The organism is Nocardia sp. NPDC050175 (assembly GCF_044459885.1).
In the GTDB taxonomy this organism is placed as follows: domain Bacteria; phylum Actinomycetota; class Actinomycetes; order Mycobacteriales; family Mycobacteriaceae; genus Nocardia.
The window spans coordinates 1,125,530-1,144,732 of the sequence record NZ_JBITJI010000002.1 but is presented as its reverse complement, the minus strand read 5'-3'; the positions used below and the strand labels follow the sequence as shown (position 1 = coordinate 1,144,732).

15 protein-coding genes are annotated in these 19,203 nt (G+C 67.6%); 6 read left to right on the top strand and 9 right to left on the bottom strand.

What is annotated here, in order from left to right; genetic code table 11:
• Positions 1–3: 3 nt before the first annotated feature.
• From ACIBK2_RS10635 to ACIBK2_RS10615, 5 genes are all read right to left on the bottom strand, one after another.
• Positions 4–1,503 (bottom strand): CoA-acylating methylmalonate-semialdehyde dehydrogenase, encoded by a 1,500-nt coding sequence (locus ACIBK2_RS10635; protein WP_396965757.1) that lies wholly within the window; start codon positions 1,501–1,503, stop codon positions 4–6.
• A gap of 504 nt (positions 1,504–2,007) precedes the next feature.
• Positions 2,008–2,964: a hypothetical protein gene (locus ACIBK2_RS10630; protein ID WP_396965755.1), complete on the bottom strand. Its 957-nt coding sequence runs from the start codon at positions 2,962–2,964 to the stop codon at positions 2,008–2,010.
• Between the two features lie 22 nt (positions 2,965–2,986).
• Positions 2,987–3,802 carry a hypothetical protein gene (locus ACIBK2_RS10625; protein WP_357386732.1) on the bottom strand — a complete coding sequence of 272 codons (816 nt, stop codon included), beginning with the start codon at positions 3,800–3,802 and terminating at the stop codon, positions 2,987–2,989.
• 50 nt (positions 3,803–3,852) lie between these two features.
• Positions 3,853–4,899: a hypothetical protein gene (locus ACIBK2_RS10620; RefSeq protein WP_396965753.1), complete on the bottom strand. Its 1,047-nt coding sequence runs from the start codon at positions 4,897–4,899 to the stop codon at positions 3,853–3,855.
• Positions 4,896–5,930: a hypothetical protein gene (locus ACIBK2_RS10615; protein WP_396965751.1), complete on the bottom strand. Its 1,035-nt coding sequence runs from the start codon at positions 5,928–5,930 to the stop codon at positions 4,896–4,898. Before ACIBK2_RS10615 ends, ACIBK2_RS10620 begins: the two co-directional genes overlap by 4 nt.
• A gap of 235 nt (positions 5,931–6,165) precedes the next feature.
• Between ACIBK2_RS10615 and icmF the strand changes: the two genes are divergently transcribed.
• Both icmF and ACIBK2_RS10605 read left to right on the top strand, forming a co-directional pair.
• Entirely contained in the window at positions 6,166–9,384 is a 3,219-nt protein-coding gene (gene icmF / locus ACIBK2_RS10610) for a fused isobutyryl-CoA mutase/GTPase IcmF (RefSeq protein ID WP_396965749.1), read from the top strand.
• 54 nt (positions 9,385–9,438) lie between these two features.
• Positions 9,439–10,533: an amidohydrolase family protein gene (locus tag ACIBK2_RS10605; RefSeq protein WP_396965747.1), complete on the top strand. Its 1,095-nt coding sequence runs from the start codon at positions 9,439–9,441 to the stop codon at positions 10,531–10,533.
• Here the strand turns inward: ACIBK2_RS10605 and ACIBK2_RS10600 are convergent.
• Entirely contained in the window at positions 10,517–11,173 is a 657-nt protein-coding gene (locus ACIBK2_RS10600; protein WP_396965745.1) for a TetR/AcrR family transcriptional regulator, read from the bottom strand. The genes ACIBK2_RS10605 and ACIBK2_RS10600 overlap by 17 nt on opposite strands.
• A 161-nt stretch (positions 11,174–11,334) precedes the next feature.
• Here ACIBK2_RS10600 and ACIBK2_RS10595 point away from each other — a divergent pair, with 161 nt between their 5' ends.
• Together ACIBK2_RS10595 and ACIBK2_RS10590 are read left to right on the top strand one after the other, a co-directional pair.
• Positions 11,335–12,828: a flavin-containing monooxygenase gene (locus tag ACIBK2_RS10595; protein ID WP_396965743.1), complete on the top strand. Its 1,494-nt coding sequence runs from the start codon at positions 11,335–11,337 to the stop codon at positions 12,826–12,828.
• A gap of 41 nt (positions 12,829–12,869) precedes the next feature.
• A complete protein-coding gene (locus tag ACIBK2_RS10590) occupies positions 12,870–13,277 on the top strand; it encodes a DUF3224 domain-containing protein (protein ID WP_396965741.1) in 408 nt (135 codons plus the stop codon).
• A 2-nt stretch (positions 13,278–13,279) separates the two neighbouring features.
• Here ACIBK2_RS10590 and ACIBK2_RS10585 read toward each other — a convergent pair whose 3' ends face one another.
• The 3 genes from ACIBK2_RS10585 to ACIBK2_RS10575 all read right to left on the bottom strand — a co-directional run bounded on the left by ACIBK2_RS10585 (position 13,280) and on the right by ACIBK2_RS10575 (position 17,861).
• Positions 13,280–14,080, bottom strand: a complete 801-nt coding sequence (locus tag ACIBK2_RS10585; RefSeq protein ID WP_396965739.1) for a helical backbone metal receptor — start codon at positions 14,078–14,080, stop codon at positions 13,280–13,282.
• 218 nt (positions 14,081–14,298) lie between these two features.
• Complete coding sequence (locus ACIBK2_RS10580) at positions 14,299–15,066, bottom strand: SWIM zinc finger family protein (RefSeq protein WP_396965737.1); 768 nt, start codon at positions 15,064–15,066, stop codon at positions 14,299–14,301.
• Entirely contained in the window at positions 15,063–17,861 is a 2,799-nt protein-coding gene (locus tag ACIBK2_RS10575) for a DEAD/DEAH box helicase (RefSeq protein ID WP_396965735.1), read from the bottom strand. Before ACIBK2_RS10575 ends, ACIBK2_RS10580 begins: the two co-directional genes overlap by 4 nt.
• A gap of 115 nt (positions 17,862–17,976) precedes the next feature.
• On the opposite strand from ACIBK2_RS10575, the gene ACIBK2_RS10570 reads away from it, so the two are divergent.
• Together ACIBK2_RS10570 and ACIBK2_RS10565 are read left to right on the top strand one after the other, a co-directional pair.
• Positions 17,977–18,339 carry a hypothetical protein gene (locus ACIBK2_RS10570; RefSeq protein ID WP_379286355.1) on the top strand — a complete coding sequence of 121 codons (363 nt, stop codon included), beginning with the start codon at positions 17,977–17,979 and terminating at the stop codon, positions 18,337–18,339.
• An 80-nt stretch (positions 18,340–18,419) separates the two neighbouring features.
• Positions 18,420–19,118 (top strand): HNH endonuclease family protein, encoded by a 699-nt coding sequence (locus ACIBK2_RS10565; protein WP_396965733.1) that lies wholly within the window; start codon positions 18,420–18,422, stop codon positions 19,116–19,118.
• Positions 19,119–19,203 lie beyond the last annotated feature (85 nt).

Below are 19,203 nucleotides of genomic sequence, written 5' to 3'. Positions count from 1 at the left end.
CCGTCAGTCCATGGTCGGGATGACGAACGCGTTGCTTTCCTTCAGACCGGAAGGCCAGCGCTGCGTGACGGTCTTGGTCTTGGTGTAGAAGCGGAACGAGTCCGGGCCGTGCTGGTTCAGGTCGCCGAAGCCGGAACGCTTCCAGCCGCCGAAGGTGTAGTACGCGATCGGCACCGGGATCGGCACGTTGATGCCGACCATGCCGACCTGCACCCGGGCCGCGAAGTCGCGGGCGGTGTCGCCGTCGCGGGTGAAAATCGCGACGCCGTTGCCGTATTCGTGCTCGTTGGCCAGGCGCAAGCCCTCTTCATAGTCCTTGGCGCGGACCACGGTCAGCACCGGACCGAAGATCTCTTCCTTGTAGATCCGCATTTCCGGGGTGACCTTGTCGAAAAGCGTTGCGCCGACGAAGTATCCGTCCTCGCCACCGGGGACAGTCACACCCCGACCGTCGATCACCAGCTCGGCCCCCTCATCGATGCCGATCTGGACGTACTTGTTTACCCGGTCCACGCCGTCCTGGCCGACGAGCGGGCCATAGTCGGCGCCGGGATCGTCGGAGCGGCCGATGTTGAGCTTCTCCACCCGCTCGGTGAGCTTGGCCAGGAGGCGATCCGCGGTCTCCTCACCGACCGGAACGGCCACCGAGATGGCCATGCAGCGCTCGCCCGCGGAACCGTAACCGGCGCCGATCAATTGGTCGGCGACGTCGTCGAGGTCGGCGTCGGGCATGACGATCGCGTGGTTCTTCGCGCCACCGAAGCACTGGGCGCGCTTGCCGTTCGCGGTCGCGGTCTCGTAGATGTACTGGGCGATCGGAGTGGAGCCGACGAAGCCGACGGCCTTGATTCTCGGGTCGTGTAGCAGCGCGTCGACGGCCACCTTGTCGCCGTTGACGACGTTGAACACGCCCGGCGGCAGGCCCGCCTCGAGGAACAGCTCGGCCAGGCGCAGCGGCACCGACGGGTCGCGCTCGGATGGCTTGAGCACGAACGCGTTTCCGGTGGCCAGCGCCGGGCCCGCCTTCCACAGCGGGATCATCGCCGGGAAGTTGAACGGGGTGATGCCCGCGACCACGCCGAGCGGCTGGCGCATCGAGTAGACGTCGATGCCGGTGCCCGCGCTCTCGGTGTACTCCCCCTTGAGCAGGTGCGGTGCGCCGACGGCGAACTCGATCACCTCGAGGCCGCGCTGGATATCGCCCTTCGCGTCGGCGATGGTCTTGCCGTGCTCCGAAGACAGCAGCGCCGCAAGCGAATCCATCTCGTCCTGCACCAGCGTCAGGAAGCGCATCAGCACCCGCGCCCGCTTCTGCGGGTTGAACGCGGCCCACACCGGCTGCGCCGCTTCGGCATTGGCGATGACGGCCTCGACCTCGGCCTTGCTCGCCAGCGGCACGCGCGCCTGCACCTGACCGAGATTCGGGTCGAAGACGTCGCCGAAGTTGCCGGAGACGCCCGCGACGTGTTGCCCGCCGATGAAGTGAGTGAGTTCGCGAACCATGCCAGTCCTGTTCTGGTAGCCGACCAAGACACCGCAACGCGGTATGCGGTCATCCTATAGTTGGACGTCCATGTATATACCCAGTGTGACCCATCCCACTCTCAGGCGTGTCGCCATGCACCGAACATTTCCGGCCGTCACCACACCAACCGAAGGTCACTGATCCGCCGCCCGCCGCGCGCGTCCCATCAGGCCGCGCACGATATCTATGGCAAATTCATGCGCGGCACAGCACAACGTGCGCAGCACACTGAACACCGCGCGCCACGTCGGCGCGGACGTACCGGACACGGCGACCGTCGCAGCGCACCTTTCGTCGCGCTGCGCACGACATGCGCAGCCAATTCGTGCGCGCGGCAACACGATGCGCGCGGGACATCAATCAGCGCGCACCGTGTCGGCGCGACCGTTCGCGACGCGGCGATCGTCGCTGCGCACCTTTTGTCGGGCCGCGCACGGAATGTCAGGTGAATTCGTGCGCGGGGCGACAGGAGGTGCGCGGGGTCAGGACTCGGGGCCGAGCTCTACGACGGTGCCGGGGTGGGCGAGGGAGGCGACGGTGATGCGGCCGCCCTTGGCCTGGTCGATGATCTGACCCTGCCAGGCGACGAAGCAGGAGGCGGCCTCGCTGTTGTAGGCGTTGGTGAGGATCGGGGCCAGCACCTTGGCGAGCTCACCCTCGGCCGCGATCAGCTGACCCCGGTACGGTCCGTAATAGGGCAGGATCGCTTGCAGGACAACGGCTTCGACGCCCTGGACCTGGGTGATGAACGGGTCGATCGCGGGCTGGTACTGCGCAAGCACCGGGGCGATCTCGGCCAGCACCGGACCCGCGAGCTGCAGGATGGGCTGGTAGACCGAGCCGAGCGCGAAGGCCTCCGAGGAGAACGGGCCTGCCAGCGGGGCCAGGCCGATCAGCGAGGCGAGACCGCCCTGCTGCTTCGGCGCGGGCCAGCCGATCGGGCACGCGGGCTGCGCCGCGAGCGGGGCGGCGGCGAACGGATTGGCACCGCCCGCGCCGCCGAGCGGAACGGAGCTGTTCGGCGCACCGCCACCGAGCGGGACCGAGCTGTTCGGCGCGCCCGCGCCCAAGGGCACTGAACCACTGGGCGCACCGGCGTTCGGCGCTGCGCCCGTACCCGGGTTGATGGCGACGACGGCAGGGGCACCGCCGGAGCCGAGCGGAACCGAGGCGGCCGGGGCCGGGCCGCCGCCGGGCGCGGGGGCAGGCGCGGCGGCAACGGGTGCGGGCGGAGCCACCGGAGTCTCGGCCGGAGCCGCGGGCGCGGCGGGGCGCGCGGCGGCGGCGGGCTGCTCCTGGGTGATCACCACGCTGGTGACGTCGTCGTCCTGGCGCACCGTCAACGCGGTGACCGCAACGGCGCTGCCGATGACCGTCAGCGCGGCCACCGCGCGGATGGCACTGGCGAGCGCAGGCCGGGTCGTCGTGCGAGAACTCATCGGACCGTACTCCTTCTGATGTCTATTTGACCGGGGCCGCGGGCGAATTCGGCGCGGCGGCGGCTGGTTCGAATAAGCCCTCCAGGTGCCACACGCCGGTGAAGCCGTTGAACGGCCCGCCGACGATGAGGCTGGTCCACTGCAGGGTGAACTTGTGCGTCTTCGCGTCGTAAGTGCCGGTGGCAGAGGGGCCTTGGGCGGCGTCGGCAGTGGGCTTGTCGAACCACTGCTTGGCGACCCAGTCCCAGACCTTCTGCACCTGTTCGGCGCCGGCCACCTGGGCGTCCTGCTTCTCCGGCGGCTTCGGCGCGCCCTGGTTGAACTCCTGGTCGTTCCAGGAGGCCGCCCAGGACGACACGTCGGCGGTCAACTTGCCGCCATCGTTCGTCACCGCGGGCGGCGGCACCCGCCGCTGGGTCTGCGGGTCCACCGGGTTGGTGGAGATGCCGAACTCTACGGCGAAGAACTTGGTCGGCTTGGTGATCGACGCGGACAGCGAGTTCCCTTGCGCGAAACCGGGGTTCGGTTCGCTCTGGTATCCGCCGATGCGCAGGCCGCCCGCCGTGCCCGGCTCGAGCAGGGTGGTCGAGCCGCCCTGCGCGGGGGAATCACCGTTGGGCATGTAGGGGCCCTTCTCCGGCGTGCCGCCGGGCTGCACCATCCGGAACCAGGTGCCTGCGACACTGTCGCCCGACACCGAACCCGGCGTGAACCGCAGCAATCCGACCAGCGGCTCCGGCCCGTTCGAGGCGGGTGCGTCATCGCTGCTGGAACAGCCGGACACCACCAGCGCCAGCGCCGCCAAGACGGTGGCCGCGATCATCTTTCGTCCGCTCATCCCGGATCCCCTCCTACTACGTTCGGCCAGACGTGTCGTTCGACTACGTGTCATTTCCGCACTCCGCCAGGCGTTTTCGCTCCACGCAATGCGGCACCTCGCGCCAGCATCCGCCCCGGCAATCGAAGGCCCTCCACCGTGGCGGCCAGGACGAAGATGCCCGGCACCAGATAGAAGAAGCCGAGACCACGAAACGCACCGAAGCCGAGGGGGCGCGTCGAATCATTCAACGCGACAACCGCATCGAAGTTGCGCACGTTGTCGTTCATCGCACCGATCAGCGCGGCGAAACGGGAAGTCATCGGCTGCCAACGGGTTTCGAGGGTGGTGATCCCGGTGAGGTCCGCCTCCGGATGGGTGGTACGGACGGCGGCGGTGTACCGACTGTTGAGTTCACCATCGGCCGCGACGAGAGTGACGAAGTAGCCCTGCAGCTTTCGGACCTCGTCGTGGGTGAGGATCGGACGCAGGTCATCGATCAGCGGTTGCGCCGCGGGCGAGGCCGGGAACAACCCGCCGAGCAGCGGCACCGCGATCAGCCCGAGCGCGGCGAGCCCGGCGACCGACCGCCAGACCACTGCCTGCTTACCTTCCTGCGCGCGCCGATAGCCCAATACCCCGGCACCGACGAGAATCACACCGGGCAGCGCGAACAACCACGGTAAGGTACCGAAAGGCGGTACCGCAGCGAGCTTTTCGTAATTCTGCCGATTGTCGTCGATCGCGCCGATCATCCCGGACATGTGATAGTTGATCTCCGGGTAATCGCGGACGAACTGATCGACGCGGTCGAAACTGCCCGGCTGCTGTCCGTTCCGCTGCAGCGTGAGCACGTTCGTCCGCGCGTCGTCGAGCACCTGCAGATCATGCCGATACCCGTCGATGCTCGACCGCGTCATATACGGCTCGAACGCGTCGATCATCGCCTCCCCCTTGACCGCTCGGGGAAACATGCCGGTCACGATCGGCGCGAGCACCAGCAGTGCGCCGATCCCGATGATCAGCACGAACGGCCAGCGCTTCAGCGGCCGCGGCGGCGCGGGTTCCGGATTCGAGACGAACTCCGAATAGGTGGGCAGCCCCGACACGGCTGTCACTGCCGTTGCCGACGGACGATCCGGTCCGCATTGAAGAACACACCGGCCGCGGCGACCGCGACGACGAGCAGCGTCGGCACCACCCACGCCGGGGTGTGTCGACCACGCGGGACCTCGACCGTCTTGGAGGCGAGCACCGGATCGGTGCGCACGGGCTGACTTTGCGCCACCGGCACAGCGGCGGGTACGGCTGCCGCCGGAGCACCGGGTGCGGGTGCGGCCGGAGCTACAGGCGCGGGCGCGGCGGGAGCTACAGGCGCGGGCGCGGCGGGAGCCGGAGCGCCGGGTGCGGGTGCTGCCGCAGGCGCGGCGGGTGGGGCGGCGATCGGTGCGGCCGCAGGCGCGGCCTGCGGAACGCCGCCCTGGTACCGACCGGCCAGATGCCACAGCCCGGTGAAGTTGTTGAACGGACCGCCGACGATCTGACTCGTCCACTCGATCACGAAATTGCCCGAGCCGTCGATGGTGCCGCGCACCGGACTGGTCTTGCCGGGCAGCCCACCACCCGGTTTCGGCGCGCCCTGGTTGAACACCTGGTTGTTCCAGGTGACCCCGAGGCTGCTCAGATCGCCGGACAGCTGCCCACCGTCGGAGTACAGCTCGGGCACCGAGGTGCCGCCGCCGGTCTGCGGATCGGCCGGATTGGTCGCGGTCGCGAAATCGACGCCGTAGAAGCGGACCGGTGTGGTGACCCGGCCCGACCGCGCATTGCCCGCGCCGTCGAAAGCCGCGGCGGGCTGCGGTTGGTAACTGCCGCTGACCAGGCCACCGTCACTGCCCGCGGACAGTGTGGTCACCGTCTGATCGCTGCAGGCCGAGTCGCTGTTGGCCAGGTAGGGGCCGCCCGCGTCACCGGTCGGCAGGATCATCCGGAAGAAGCTGCCGCTCACCGCACCGCCGGAGCAGACGCCGGGCGCCAATGCGAACAGACCGTTCAGCGGCGCGGGTTCGGCGTGCGCGAACGGCGCGGCGAACGCCGACAGGCCGAGGGCGGCTACCGCGGCGGTGAGCCGATAAGAGTTCCGTCCCATGGATCGTCCTTTTGGTGGATTTGTGCGGATGGATTTCGGATTTAGGGCATCGCGTCCCATCGGAACTCGAGCCTGGACCGGTTGTCGCCATTTGCATTCACGGTGAGCGGAACCCCGATAGCGGACATTCCTGAATTGACCGGGCGTGTGTCACCTGGCGCTGTGATCGGCATCACCGTACGATTAGTTTGACGTCCTAGTATCGGGCGCCAACTGGATATCGCCGGAGGAAACCGTGGCCGACAACAGCGCGCTGCATACGCCGATCAACCCCGTTCGCTTCGTGACCTCCGCGGCCCTGTTCGACGGGCACGACGCGGCGATCAACATCATGCGGCGCATCCTGCAGGCGCAGGGCGCGGAGGTGATCCACCTCGGCCATAATCGCTCGGTCAGCGAGGTGGTCGACGCGGTGCTCACCGAGGACGCGCAGGGCGTCGCGGTCAGTTCGTATCAGGGCGGGCATGTCGAGTACTTCGAATATCTCGCCGACGCGCTGAAAAAGGCCGGGGCGGACCATGTTCGGATATTCGGCGGTGGCGGCGGCGTCATCGTCGCCGAGGAAATCGCCCGGCTCGCCGAGTCCGGTGTCACCATCTTCTCCCCCGAGGACGGCCAGCGACTCGGGTTGCCCGGCATGATCAATCAGCTGATTCGCGCCTGCGACGTCGACCTCGCCACCGAACCGCCGATGCTGGAGGCGATCCTCGCCGGTGAACGCCCCGCACTGGCTCGCGCCATCACCTGCGTTCAGCAGGACGCGCTGTCCGACAGCGACCGGCAGACGTTGACGCAGGCGGCCGCCGCGCGCACGGTCCCGGTGCTCGGCATCACCGGCACCGGCGGCTCCGGAAAGTCCTCGCTCACCGACGAATTGGTGCGCAGGCTGCGGTCGGACCAGCAGGACAAGCTGCGCGTCGCGATTCTCGCGGTGGACCCGACCCGGCGCCGCGGCGGCGGTGCGCTGCTCGGCGACCGCATCCGGATGAACGCCCTCGACGGCCACCACATCTTCTTCCGTTCGCTGGCCACCAGGGGCGGGCGCGAACTGCCGAACAATATCGAGCTGATCGTGACCGCCTGCAAGGCAGCGGGTTACGACCTGGTGATCCTGGAGACGCCGGGCATCGGCCAGGGCGACGCCGCGGTCACCGACCACGTCGATGTGTCCATGTATGTGATGACGCCGGAGTTCGGCGCCGCCTCCCAGCTGGAGAAGATCGACATGCTGGATTTCGCGGATGTGGTGGCGATCAACAAGTTCGAACGCCGCGGTGCCGCCGACGCATTACGCGATGTGTCGCGTCAGCTGATCCGTAATCGGGAGGAGTTCACCGCGTCGCCGGAGGACATGCCCGTGTTCGGCACGAGCGCGGCGACTTTCAACGATGACGGTGTCACCGCGCTGTATCAGCACCTGGCCGGGCTGCTGTCCGAGCGTGGTCTGCGTTTGGAGCAGGGCGCTTTGCCCAGGGTGAACACCCGCGCATCAACGAGATTCGCGCAGATCATTCCGCCCGCGCGCGTGCGCTACCTGGCCGAGATCGCCGAGACTGTGCGGGACTATCACGCGACGACGGCCGCGCAAATCGTTGCCGCACAACGGGTACAGCGGATCGAGCAGGTGGCCACGGAACTGCCCGAGGATCAGGCGGTGGCCGAACTGGCCACGAAGGCCAGGGCTGAGCTGACCGCCGAGAACGCGGCGCTGCTCGCCGAATGGCCCGCGCTGGCCGAAACCTACCGTGGCGACGAGCAGGTGGTGCGGGTACGCGACCGTGAGATCCGCACGCCGCTGCGCCGGGAAACACTGTCCGGCAACTCGATTCCACGAGTCGCACTGCCCCGGTTCACCGATCACGGTGAGCTGCTTCGCTTTCTGCGCGCGGAAAATCTGCCCGGCCGCTTCCCGTTCACCGCGGGCGTCTTCCCGTTCAAGCGGGACAACGAGGATCCGGCCAGGATGTTCGCCGGCGAGGGCGACCCATTCCGTACCAACCGGCGCTTCAAGGTGCTCAGCGAATACGCCGATGCGAAAAGGCTGTCCACCGCGTTCGATTCGGTGACGCTCTATGGTCATGATCCCGCCGAACGCCCCGATATCTACGGCAAGGTCGGCACCTCGGGTGTTTCGATCGCCTCGCTCGACGATATGAAGGCCCTCTACGACGGTTTCGACCTGACCGCGCCGACCACCTCGGTGTCGATGACCATCAACGGCCCGGCCCCCACGATTCTCGCCTATTTCCTGAATACCGCGATAGACCAAGCGCTGGAACGTTTCTCGGCCGCCGAGGGACGGGCGCCGACCGCCGCCGAGGCCGCCGATATCCGCGCGAAGACGTTGGCTACGGTGCGCGGCACGGTGCAGGCCGACATCCTCAAGGAGGACCAGGGCCAGAACACCTGCATCTTCTCCACTGAATTCAGCCTGCGCATGATGGCCGATATCCAGGAATGGTTCGTGCGCAACAGCGTTCGCAATTTCTACTCCGTCTCGATTTCCGGCTATCACATCGCCGAGGCAGGCGCGAACCCGATCAGCCAGCTCGCCTTCACCCTCAGCAACGGATTCACCTATGTGGAGGCCTATCTCGCGCGTGGGATGCGGATCGACGACTTCGCCCCGAACCTGTCCTTCTTCTTCTCCAACGGCATGGACCCCGAATACTCGGTGATCGGCCGGGTGGCCCGGCGCATCTGGGCCGTCGCCCTGCGAGATCGCTACGGCGCCAACGACCGTTCACAGAAGCTGAAGTACCACGTGCAGACCTCCGGTCGCTCGCTGCACGCACAGGAGATGAACTTCAACGACATTCGCACCACGCTGCAGGCGCTCATCGCCATCTACGACAACTGCAACAGCCTGCACACCAACGCCTACGACGAGGCGGTGACCACCCCCACCGAGGAATCGGTGCGCCGCGCGCTGGCCATCCAGCTGATCATCAACCGCGAATGGGGCCTGGCGATGAACGAAAACCCGTTGCAGGGCAGCTTTCTCATCGACGAGCTCACCGACCTGGTGGAGGAGGCGGTGCTGGCCGAGTTCGACCGGATCAGCGAACGCGGCGGCGTGCTCGGCGCGATGGAGACCGGTTACCAGCGCGGCAAGATCCAGGACGAGTCCATCCGCTACGAGCACCGCAAGCACGACGGCTCGCTGCCCATCATCGGCGTCAACACCTTCCGCAACCCGCACGGCGAGCCGAAACACGACATCGAACTGGCCCGCGGCACCGAGGCGGAAAAGCAGTCCCAACTCACCCGGGTCCGCGAATTCCAGCACCGCCACCGCGACCCCGCCCACCACGCCCTCGCCCGCCTGGAGGCCGTCGCCCGCACCGACGACAACATCTTCGAGGTCCTGATGGACGCCGCCCGCGTCTGCACCCTGCAGCAGATCACCGATACCTTCTTCACCGTAGGCGGCCAATACCGCCGCAACGTGTGACGGCTCATGTGACAATCGCCGGGTCAAGGCCATCGGCGCGTTGGGACGGCGGACATGGATCTATCGGGTATTCGGATCATCGACGCACATATTCATCAGTGGGATCCGTTCACCACTCCCCGGGAATTCAGCGGGACGGCGAAGTTGCTCAGGGCGTTGCCGGTGCCGATGGATCTGGCCAAGCGGCTGGCGCCGCGCCGGGATCGGGAATTCACCGGGGACCCTACGGCTTTCAGCCGTCCCTACCTGCCCGCGGACTATCGGGCGGATGCCGGGGACGAACCGATCGACACTATCGTGCATATCGAGGTCAGCTGGGCCGGGAAGGAAGCGCTGGCCGAGGCCGATGAGACGGCCTGGGTGGCCCGGTTGCCGTTCGGCGGCGAGAATCCCGAGCTCGGTGCGATCCTCGGCAACGCGAATCCCGCGGCACCCGACTTCGCCGCGCTGCTCGACGCGCATCTCGCCGCCGCGCCGCTGCTGCGCGGCATTCGCGCGCATGTGGCGCATCATCCCGATCCGGGTGTCCGGCCCTACGCCGACCACCCGGGCGCGCTCGCCACGAAGGAGTTCCTGAACGGCTTCGGGGAGCTGGCCGAGCGTGACCTCTCGTTCGAGGCGTGGGTGTACTCGCATGCCCTGCCCGATGTGACGGCGCTCGCCGAGCGGTATCCGGAGGTGCCGATCGTGCTCAACCATTTGGCTACTCCCGCAGGAATTTTCGGCCCGATCGGCAAGCACACCGGCACCAATCCGAGCCTGCGGCGCGCGCTGTTCCTACGCTGGCGCGACGACCTGTCCGCACTGGCCGAACACCCGAATGTGGTCGCGAAGGTGAGCGGTCTGATGATGCCGGTCCTCGGCCATCCGGTGCCGCCGCGTGGCACAGCCACTCCGGTTCCGGTGCTGGTGGACCGGATTCACCCGCTCATCGACCATGCTCTCGACGTATTCGGGGCGGACCGCTTGATCTGGGGCTCGAATTTCCCGGTGGACAAACCGATTACCACCATCGCCGGCAGCATCGAGGCGGTCGCCACCTCGGTCACCGGACACGGCGGCGGGCAGGCGGAGCTCGCGCACATCTTCCGGGATACCGCCCGGCGGGTGTATCGGATTACCACGAAACCCGTTATCCCACAGGGATAATGATCTCCGGCGGCAGGTACTGGGTGGCGAGCAGTGCGCCGAGTCGGCAGGTGTGTTCGATGATGCGGTCGCCGTCGATGTCCATCGCGCCGGTGCGCCACGCGGTGAGCAGTTCGATGAAGCCGCCGATGCCGACGAGGGTGCTCATCCGGAACTCGAGCTCGTCGGCGTCCGGGCGCAGGTACGGCCGCGACGTGACGACGAGCAGGTCGGTGGCGTCGGTGAGCATCGTTTTGCGGCGCTGCTCGAGCACGGCGCTGCCCGCGTGGTCGGCCAGCAGGATGCGGGCCCGCCCGTGATCGTCGGATTGCAGGCGCACCACGCGGGTCACCGCCGTACGCAGGATCTCCAGCGGAGGCCGCTCGAGGTTGTCGGTGAAGATCGCGGCCAGATCGGCGAATACCTCCGTGCAGACCGCGTCCCAGGCCGCGCCGAGCAGTGCGTCGCGGTCGGCGAAGTGCTCATAGAAGTAGCGGTCGTTGAGTGCGGTGCGCTGGCAGACACCGCGCATGGTCACCGCCGCCCAGCCGTTCTCGATCCAGATGTCGAGGGCCGCGTCGATCAGCCGCGCGCGGCGTTCGGCGCGCCGCTCCTCGGTGGTGCGGCCGCCCCAGGTCCGGGCCGGTACACGCAGGCTCATGGTTGACAAAGTACCCCACCACGCGCCTAATTGGTGGCATGTGCGGCCAATTACCGATTGGCGGCGCTCAGCACCGGGTCGACTGCGCCGTCCACGCCGCGGACACGACCCACGACGCACGGGCGGTGCCGCGACGAAGCGCACCGGATTCGGGAGGTGGCATGAATAGCAACGGCATCGATCATGAGGTGATCATCGTCGGGGCGGGATTCTCCGGCATCGGGGCCGCGATCAAACTGCAGGAGGCCGGATTCGACGATTTCCTGATAGTCGACGAGGCCGATGGCGTCGGCGGCACCTGGCACTGGAACACCTATCCCGGTATCGCCGTTGACATTCCGTCGTTCAGCTATCAGTTCTCCTTCGAGCAGCGCGCCAGCTGGTCCCGAACCTACGCGCCGGGCCGGGAATTGAAGGCGTACGCCGAATCGTGCGTGGACAAATACGCGCTGCGGCCGCGAATCCGGTTCAATACCAACATCACCGAGGCCGAGTTCGACGAGGACGGCTGCCGCTGGCGGCTGCACACCGCCGACGGTGGCGAGCTCACGGCGCGCTTCGTCATCAGCGCCACCGGCGTGCTCACCCGGCCCAAACTGCCCGAGATCCCGGGCGTCGAGGACTTCACCGGGGTCACCATGCACACCTCACGCTGGGACCATCAGCAGGATCTGCGCGGCAAGCGGGTCGCGATCATCGGCACGGGAGCCTCTGCGGTGCAGGTGATTCCGGAGACCGCGCCCGAGGTCGAGCAACTCGTCGTCTTCCAGCGCACGCCGATCTGGTGCCTGCCGCGGCTGGACCTGCCGCTGCCCAAGCCGGTGCAGTGGGCGCTGCGGATACCCGGCGCGCGGTCGCTGACCCGGCTGATCAGCCAGACGTATGTGGAGATCACCTTCCCGATCGCCGCGCACTATCACACGAGCCTGCCTACCGCCGCACTCGGCGAGCGGGCCGGTCACGCACACCTGCGCAGCCAGGTGCACGATCCGGTAGTCCGGGAAAAGCTCACGCCCCGTTACGCTTTGGGTTGCAAGCGCCCCAGTTTCTCGAACGACTATCTGGCCACGTTCAACCGCGACAATGTCGTGCTGGAGACCGACCCGATCGAGCAGATCACCAGCACCGGCGTGCGCACCGCCAGCGGCACCGAATACCCGGTCGACATCCTGATCCTGGCAACCGGTTTCAAAGTGATGGAATCCGGCAACATGCCGACCTACGACCTGCGCGGCATCGGCGGTCTCGACCTGGAGAAGTGGTGGGACGAGAACCGGCTGCAAGCCTATGAGGGCGTCAGCGTGCCCGGCTTCCCGAACTTCTTCTCGATCATCGGCCCGTACGGCTACAACGGCTCGTCCTACTTCGCGCTGATCGAGAACCAGACCAGGCACATCCTGCGTTGCCTGCGGCACGCCCGCGCGGGCAAGGCCACGGTCGTCGAGGTGACCCGCGAGGCCAACGACCGCTTCTTCCAGGAGATGCTCGACCGCCGCGGCGGACAGGTGTTCTGGCAGGACAGCTGCTCAGTGTCGAACAGCTACTACTTCGACAAGCACGGCGACGTGCCGCTGCGGCCGTCGACCACGGTCGAGGCTGCCTGGCGCAGTGGGCATTTCGACCTGACCGACTACCGGTTCGCGACGTCGGCGTAACCGCCGCGAAGGTGTCGGTACCCGTCGTTACGATCCGGCGCATGAAAGCTATCGGCACCTTCTCCGTCCTCTCGTTCATCCCGACCGAAGTGGTTCCCGACCCGCCCATCGACACCGCGCTCCCGGTCGGCGTCGCACACCTCGTGAAGGAGTTCGACGGCGACGTCACCGGTCGCTCGTCGACCTTGTTCACGGCGGCCTTCGACCAGGCCACCGGGACCGGGACCTACGTCGCGATGGAGTCGTTCGAGGGCACGCTGAACGGCGAGGCGGGCAGCTTCAACTTCGCCCATTCGGCGACGACCTCGGGCACCGACCGCACCGCCGAGTACTTCGTCATCGTCCCGACCAGCGGTACCGACGCCTTGGCCGGTATCACCGGAACCGGCGGCCTCAGCGTGGACGAGGCCGGTAGCCACCACATCTGGTTCGACTACGAGCTCGGCTGAGCTCAGGGCAGGAAGGCAGCTGCCAGCTGCCGGGTGAGGGTTTGCCGGGCGGTGGCCAAGGAGGGGCCATACCAGGTGAGGCTGCGGCCCTCGACCAGTGCCACCGAAGTGCCCGGAAAGACTTCGGGGCCATCGGTTCTGGTGAAAACGTAGGGCTCGTCGGGGAGGACGGCGAGGTCGATTCCGGTGGTCAGTTCCTGCTCGGTGAGCCGTGGATAGCGGTCCGGGCGGTCGGCGTGCACGAGGTGTAGGCCGAGGCGGGCGGCCAGGTCGCCGGTGAAGGTGTTGCGGCCGACCACCATCCATGGATTGCGCCAGATCGGGATCACCGCGTTGCGTGGTGGCGGCGGTGGTGGCGCCCAGACGGATTCGGCCTCGGTGAGCCAGGATGGGATGTCGATGCCGAGGGCAGTGGTGAAGAGGCGCGCCAGCGAGGCGAGCGCCTCGTCCACCGTTTCGATTCTGGTGACCCACACCGGAATTCCGGCCGCACGGAGACGGTCCACATCGATGCGGCGGTTCTCCTCCATGTTGCACAGCACCAGATCGGGCGCGAGTTCGACAATGCGACGCACATGCGGGTTCTTGGTGCCGCGCACACGTTCGACGGCGAGATCGGCCGGGTGCGTACACCAGTCGGTGGCAGCGATCAGGACGTCGGGGCAGGTCGCGGCGACGGCCTCGGTCAACGAGGGCACCAGCGACACCACCCGCCGCGGCGGCTCCGCGAGCAGCACGGCGGCGCCCAGATCGTCGCTGAAGGTCATCGGACCGGATGCCGGCCACGAACTGTCGCCTGCCACGTCTACCAGACTAGGCAGTGCGGGGTCCGGCCCGAAGTTCGGTGCAAGGGCAGCGGCTGGGCAACCCTCGGGCAGTTCCGGGGCGGGTTCGGTGCGCGCAGACTGAGTGAGGCATCCGGTGTCGGGAAGTCCCGGTCCCTGTGTCACCGGACCTGATCCCGCCCCGAAAAGTCCGGAGACAACCGCAAGCCCCGACGCCGGATGCCCACCAAGCTCGATCAGGCCTCGAACATGCGATACAGCGCGGTGAGATCACGCAATCCGGCCGCGGCGATCGACTCTTCGGCCGAGGTCATCCGCAGTGCCTTGCGCAGCAGCAGCGGGTCGAGATCGTCCGGGGCGGGCCGGAATTCGATCTTCGGTAGGTCCGGCAGCGCGGCGTCGTTCCCGTACGGATCGTCGGAAACGGTGGACTGCAGGTCGCGTTCGATGCCGCCGATCAGGGTGTCCAGGTCCAGGCCGCGCAGCGACAGGATCTCGCGGGGACGCTCGTCGAGCCGTTCGGCGAGCAGGTAGCAGACCGCGGCCACGTGTTTGCACGGCCAGCCCGGGTCGGGGCAGGTGCAGGTGAAATCCAGGTCGGCGGCCGTGCTCGGCAGCAGCAGCGGACCGAGCGCGGTCGGCAGCGCACCGGACGCGATCTCGGCGAGCATGCCCGGTGCGTCACGGATCGTCTCGATGAGTAGCTCGAGTTCCTCCTCCCGCAACGGCCGCACGGTGAACACCGCGGTGAACGGCCGCGGTTGGCTGCCTTGCACTTCCGCGATCACCGAGCCGGGCTCGATCCGGTAGCTGACCACCTGCCCGGCCCGCGCGTAGGTGCGGCCGCGCGACATGCGTCCGGCGTCGGCCATCTGCTCGATCGCCTCGAGCAGCGCCTTGCCCCACCAGGTGCGCCCGAAACCGCCGCGGCGACTGCGCGCCTCGACCCCGCCGCGCACCGGGCGGCGCTTGCCGTATTCGTTGTAGTCGATGTAGGGACTCATTCGCCGACCGCCTCCGCGCCGAGCGTGAACAGCTCACGCAGGTCATCGGTGCTCATCTCGGTGATCCAGTTCTCCCCCGCGCCGACGGCCAGATCGGCCAGTTGCCTTTTGCCGTTGATCATTTCGTCGATCCGCTCTTCGATGGTGTCGACGCAGACCAGCTTGCGCACCTGGACGTTGCGCTGCTGCCCGATCCGGTAGGCGCGGTCGGTGGCCTGGTTCTCCACCGCCGGATTCCACCAACGATCCAGGTGCACCACGTGATTGGCGGCGGTGAGGTTGAGCCCGGTGCCACCGGCCTTGAGCGACAACAACATCAGCGGCGGGCCGTCCGGTTCCTGGAACCGGGTGACCATGCTGTCGCGGCGCTGCTTGGGCACCCCGCCGTGCAGGAACGGGATCTCCGTGCCGAAGCGCTCGACCAGGTAGGGCGCGATGAGCTCGCCGAACTCGCGAAACTGGGTGAACAGCAACGCTTTCTCGCCGTCCGCGAGCACCGCGTCGAGCACGTCCTCCACCAGCGCGAGCTTGCCGGAGCGATGGCTGCCGCGGTGCAGCACGTGGGAACCGTCGCCGAGGAAGTGCGCCGGATGGTTGCACACCTGCTTGAGCCTGGTCAGCGCGCTGAGCACAGCGCCCTTGCGGGCCATGCCTTTCGCGTCCTTGATCTTGGCCAGCATGTCGTCGACCACCGCCTGGTACAGCGCGGCCTGCTCGACGGTCAGGTTGGCGCGCACCGTCATCTCCAGCTTGTCCGGCAGATCGGTGATCACCGCGGGATCGGTCTTCACCCGGCGCAGCACGAACGGCTGGGTGATCATCCGCAGCCTGCTGATCGCGTTCTCGTCGCGCTCGCGTTCGATGGGGACCGCGAAGCGGGCACGGAACGTCTGCGGGCTACCGAGCACCTTCGGCACCGCGAAATCCATGATCGAGCGCAGCTCCTCCAGGCGGTTCTCCACCGGAGTTCCGGTGAGCGCCAGCCGATGTCGCGCGGGCAGGCTGCGCGCCGCGCGAGATTGCCTGGTCGCGGCGTTCTTGATGTGCTGTGCCTCGTCGAGGACGATCCGGTCCCACGTTTGCCGCTTCAGCTCGTCGAGGTCGCGGGCGAGCAGCGAATAGGTCGTGATCACCAGATCCGCCTCGGCGACCGCCGCGTCCAGCTCAGCACCCGAGCGCCTGCCCACCCCGTGATGCACCCACACGCGCAGGTCCGGTGCGAAACGCTCGGTCTCCCGCTGCCAGTTGCCGACCACCGACATCGGGCACACCAGCAAGGTGGGGCCATCGGAGACACCGGCCACCTCACGCTCGTGCACCATCAATGCGAGTACCTGAATGGTCTTGCCGAGGCCCATGTCGTCGGCCAGGATCGCACCGAAACCCATGCGGCTCATGGTCGCCAGCCAGGCGAGGCCGCGTTCCTGATAGGGCCGCAGCTGCGCCTTCAGGCCGACCGGCGCGGTGATCGGTTCGAGTTCGCGGGTGCGATCCAGGATGTCGGCGGCCCAGCCGGTGGCGGTGACCTCGGTGACCGGCACCTGTTCGACGCGACCGCCCGAAAGCTCACCGATCAGGTCGGCGAAGGTGATCTCGGAGGTGTCGGTGTGCGCGGCGACGTAGCGGGCGGCCGCGGCCAGCACCTTGTGGTCGGCCTGCACCCAGTCGCCGCGCAGCTGGACCAGATCGGATTTGCTGCTGACCAGGCGGGCCATCTCGGCCTTGGTCAGGATGGTGTCGCCGAGCGCGAGTTCCCAGCGGTAGGAGACGAGTCCCGGCATGCCGACGGTACTTTCGGCGGCGGGCACCGCGCTCTCCACGCGCAGCCGCATGGTCGGGGCGCTGACATTCCAGGCACGGGGCAGCAGCAGTCGCACGCCGGAGGCTTGTAGGGCGTGCGCGCCGTGTTCGACCAGATCGACGACGACCTCGGTCGGCAGCAGCAGGTCCATCGAGCGCGGATCGCTGGGCAGGTCGCGCAGGCGTGGGTACGCCCGCTGCGCCTCCCCCAGTTTCTCGACGGCGATCCGCAGCAGATTCGGATCAGCGTGCAGCAGAACGGGATTCGGCGCCTCGCCGTCGACCTGCAGGCAGACTTCCAGCCGCCACAGCGCCACCGATTCGTCCGCGGTGCCGAGCTCGCCGTCCGGTTCCAGCAGGCGCAGCACCAGTTCCGGCTCGTCGCCGGTCAAGGTGGCTCGCCAGTGCTCGAGCGTTTCGGCCACCCGGTAGCTGCCCGCGTCCAGGGCGATATCGCGGACGAGCGCGTCCACCAGCGGATGCGCCGAGTCCGGCGGGTCGATCAATCCTCGTGCTATCGGGTCGGTGAGTTCGGTGACCAGGTCGTCGAGCAGCACGTTCGGCCGACCCGCCACCTGCAGCGCGGCGGGCATGGCCACGGCCAGCTCGGCCAGCCAGGCGCGCTGCCGCTCGCCGCCGACCAATCGCCAGCGCATCCACCATTGACCGTCCGCTCTGCGGAGTTCCGGCACGATCCGGCCGGCCCGCACCCAGCGCTCGACACCATGCGCGACATGGGCAAGGAAGCGCAGATCACCCGACACTGCCTCGGCCGGAAGTCGCTGCCGCAGCGCCGCGGCGGCGGCTGCCGGAGCCATCGCGTGTGCGCGAACCTGCTCGGTCGCTGTGCCGTCCGGGTCGAGGACAAGCACGTCTGCCCGGTGCCGGAATTTGGACGCGCTCAATACGCTGCCCAACGGGTCGGGCAGCGCGGTGAGGGGTGAGTCGTGCCAGAGCAGCAACCCGGATCCCGGCGACCACAGACCGTGCAGCATCAACCCATCCAAGCAGGTGGGTCCGACAGCGCTGCGGGCACGGCGATCGCACTTTTCTGGATTTCTCGGCCCGGGCGGAACATACTTGAATATCCGCTGGTCAACGGAGGCAATCATGACGATTCTGCTCCAAGTTCTCGAGCAGAGCTTCACGCCGACGACGCCGTGGGAACGGCGCAAATTCACCTTCATCAACGCCGAGAAGATCGTCGGTATGCGGCTCGACGGTCAGTCCGGCGTGTGGCTGGACTTGTCCCGCCCCGGTGAATCACAGCGCCTGGCCAGAACCCTCGACTCGCACGACGCCATCGCCTTCCTGCTCGCCACCTTCGCCAAGCTCGCCGAGTGCGAGGAACGCGGCGGCTCGTGGCTGATCGGGCACGATGGCGCGAACGCCGAGTCGATTTCGGCCACCCGGTTCCCACCAAGGGCAAGCGAGGTCGCCGATGACGACCTGCTCGCGCGGGCCTGGTTGTGAGGGTTGTGTCGCCGCGCTGCTGACAACTGCTCGTGCTTCAGGTTCAACGAATGTCGGTACCGCCGAGTAGATCTGGTGCCATGGACATTCGGCGTTGGCTCGTCCGCGCGGTCGTCGCGCTGTCCGCCATCGGGTGCGGCCAGCTCGGGGTAGCTCCGGTAGCGCCCGCGCCGGGTAGTCCGACCAGGGCGGAGTTGGAGAGTCTCCTTGCTGGTGTGCGGTTGGTGGGGGATCGGCCGCATCCCGGCGGCTACGACAGAGGGTGCAAGCCGGGTCAGGGCTGTGTGTTCGGGCCGGCCTGGACCGACGACAACGACGGGCCCGGCGGGCATGACGGCTGCGATACCCGCAACAACGTGCTGGCCAAGCAACTCGTCGAGGTGAGCTTCCGGCCGGGAACCCACGACTGTGTGGTCGTCGGCGGCGCGTTGAACGACCCGTACACCGGCAAGCAGATCCGCTTCAAGAAGGCCGACGCCAACGACGTGCAGATCGACCACGTCTTCCCACTGGCCGCTGCGTGGGATCTGGGCGCGGCGGCCTGGCCGCCCGAACGCCGCATCCGTTTCGCCAACGACCTCGACTTCAACCTGCTCGCCACCGACGGCCGCACCAACGAGGCCAAGGGCGACAAGACACCTGCCGAATGGCTACCGCCTGCCCGCGCGAACCACTGCTTCTACGCGGGCAAGTACCTCGCCGTGGCCAGGCAATACGAGCTGGCGCTGACCGAAGCGGACACCAGGGCATTGCAAGGTGTGGCGCGTGCGTGCCGTTGAACGTCAAGGCCCCGCGACTGCATCGCACACAGCAGTAAGCCACGCGGCTGGTCCACCTAACACCTCGACAACTCGTACCGGCATG